This window comes from Arthrobacter sp. Hiyo1 (genome assembly GCF_001263615.2).
Lineage (GTDB): Bacteria > Actinomycetota > Actinomycetes > Actinomycetales > Micrococcaceae > Arthrobacter.
In genome coordinates this window covers 231225-233961 of record NZ_DF952472.1, presented here as the reverse complement: position 1 = coordinate 233961, position 2737 = coordinate 231225, and the positions used below count along the sequence as shown (strand labels likewise).

Here is a 2737-nt window from a genome sequence, read left to right as displayed (position 1 = left end):
GGCGATCGCCGCCGTCGGACGCTGACCAGGAAGCCACGAAAGGAACCGCAGAATGCAGCATGAGCAGCTCACCCCATTTCCCGGGGACTTCCTTTGGGGGGCCTCCACCTCCGCCTACCAGGTGGAGGGCGGCTGGGACGCCGATGGCAAGGGCGCGTCCGTGATCGACATCCACATGCACCGTCCGAAGGGTGTCACGGACTTCAATGTCGCCGCGGACCATTACCACCGCTACGCCGAGGACGTGGAGCTTTTCGCAGAGCTGGGGCTGAATGCCTACCGCTTCTCCATCGCCTGGACCCGGATCATCCCGGACGGTGACGGCGAGATCAACGCCGCGGGCGTCGCCCATTATCACCGGGTGATCGACGCGCTCTTGGCCAAGGGCATCGAGCCCGTGGTGACCATGTACCACTTCGACCTGCCCGCGGCGCTGGACGCTCGTGGCGGTTGGTCGGAGCGGGCCACCATCGACGCCTTTGAGCGCTACGCCCGGGTCCTTTTTCAGGAGTACGGCTCCAAGGTGAAGTTCTGGCTCACCATCAATGAGCAGAACATGATGATCCTGCACGGCCGGGCCATCGGGACCACGGGCCGCAGCGGCCAAGTGGGAGGTAAGGAGCTCTATCAGCAGAACCACCACATGTTCCTTGCCCAGGCCCGGGCCATGGTGCTCTGCCACGAGCTGCTACCCGGGGCGAAGATCGGGCCGGCCCCGAACATCGTCTCCGTCTACCCGGCCACGTCCGCTCCGGAGGACGTCGTTGCGGCGGACGACTGGGATGCCATCCGCAACCTGCTCTACGTGGACCTGTCCGTGCGGGGCAGCTACCACAACCTGGCCTGGGCCTACTTGAAGTCGAAGGGCTGGGAGCCGGAGATCCTGCACGGGGACCTCGAGTTGCTGGTCGCAGCGAAGCCGGACTTTCTCGCGTTCAATTACTACTCCACCCAGACCGTGGGTGCGTCCCGCGGGGATTCCTCGGACATCCAGGTACGGGGCGGGGACCAGCAGATCGTACGCGGCGAGATGGGACTCTACCGAGCGGTGAAGAACGAACATCTGCCCGTCAACGCCTTCGGCTGGGAGATCGACCCGGTGGGCTTCCGCACCACCATGCGCCGCCTCTGGGACCGGTACCAGCTGCCGCTCATCATCACTGAGAACGGCCTGGGTGCCTTGGACGAGCTGGTGGACGGCCGGGTCCGGGATGACTACCGGATCGAGTTCCTGAAGCTACACCTGGAACAGATCCGCCTGGCCATCAGCGACGGCGTGGACGTGTTCGGCTACTGCCCCTGGACTGCGATCGACGTGATCTCGACCCATCAGGCATCTCCAAGCGGTACGGGTTCATCTATGTGGACCGCACGGAGGACGATCTGAAGGAACTGGCCCGGGTACGGAAGGACAGCTTCTTCTGGTACCAGGACGTCATCGCCACCGGCGGTGAGTCACTGTCCTTCTGAGGACGGGCCCGCGGTGCGGGCACCGGTGGTGCGGGGCATCCTGCCCCGCACCACCCCATGAACTGTTGATGGAAGGAACGGTGAGACGTGCAAGTCAAGCGCGTGCTCAACAACAACGCGGTCCTGGCGATCGATGACGACGGCAACGACCTTGTGGTGATCGGACGGGGCCTCGGCCACGGCCGCAGACCGGGTGATGAAATCTCCCGCGAAGTGGCAGACCAGGTCTTCGTCGCGGCGGAGAACGCCAATGTGGAGCGGCTTGCCCGCTTCCTGGATGACATCCCCTTGGACTGCCTGAATGCAGCCGGCGAGGTCGCGGCGCTGGCGGGGGAGCGGCTCGACCTGCGGGTCAGCCAAGCCCTGGTGGTACCGCTCGCTGACCATCTCAGCTTCGCCGTCGAGCGGCTGCAGGCGGGGATCCGGGCGCAGTTCCCGCTGGCCTGGGAGGTCTCCCAGCTGTACCCGAAGGAGCTCTCCACGGGACGCGAGGCGTTGGGCCTGGTGGAGGCGTCCCTGGGCGTGAGACTGCACGACGACGAAGCAGTCGCCTTGGCCATGCACTTCGTGAACGCCCAGTTCGCCACCCCCGGCATGGAGAAGGCCATGCAGATGACCGGTGTCATCGCGCAGGCGTTCGCGCTGGTGGACAAGACCTTCGGCTTCACCGTGGACCAGCAGTCCATGAACGCAGCGCGCTTCGTCACCCATCTGCGATACCTGTTCAGCCGAGTCGCCTCAGGCAAACAGATCTCTGAGAAGTCCTCCGTACTCGTGGACGCGATCATCCAGAGCCACGCCGAGGCCGTCGTCTGCGCCGCCAAGATCCAGTACCTACTGGAAATGGGACTGGACACGAGCCTCACCCGGGACGAGGTCGCCTACCTGGCGTTGCACGTGGCACGCCTCGTTGCGGACGTGAACGAATACCGCTGAAACCGGGATGCGTCTCGTGCTCCAGGGCCGAGCAGCATGCCCGCAGAGCCATGGTCGCGGCACCGTGCACTGACGCCGTCACAATCCTCCCTCAACCAACCGGTAGCGTTGACGCCCGCTGGGCACTGTTGAGCCGAACAGACGAAAGAGAACTTCAATGAAAGCAACAGCTCTGAAAACTGCAGGAACCACAGCGTTCCAGGGAGTCGGAGTCAATCCGGGCCGCGTCATCGCTACTGTCAGGCACATGCCGGAGCCGTTGGCGGAGCCGGCCACCAGTAATGCCCTGCCCGCCGGGACGGACCCGGCGGAGGCCATCGCTGGCCTGAAG

Annotated in this window: 1 protein-coding gene and 1 pseudogene; both read left to right on the top strand. The window is 64.9% G+C overall.

Annotated elements, in window-relative coordinates; translation table 11 throughout:
• Positions 1 to 52 precede the first annotated feature (52 nt).
• Positions 53 to 1470, top strand: a pseudogene (locus AHiyo1_RS14745) (glycoside hydrolase family 1 protein).
• An 87-nt stretch (positions 1471 to 1557) separates the two neighbouring features.
• On the top strand, positions 1558 to 2406 hold the full coding sequence (locus AHiyo1_RS14740; RefSeq protein WP_059389074.1) for a PRD domain-containing protein: 849 nt from the start codon (positions 1558 to 1560) through the stop codon (positions 2404 to 2406).
• Positions 2407 to 2737: the final 331 nt, after the last annotated feature.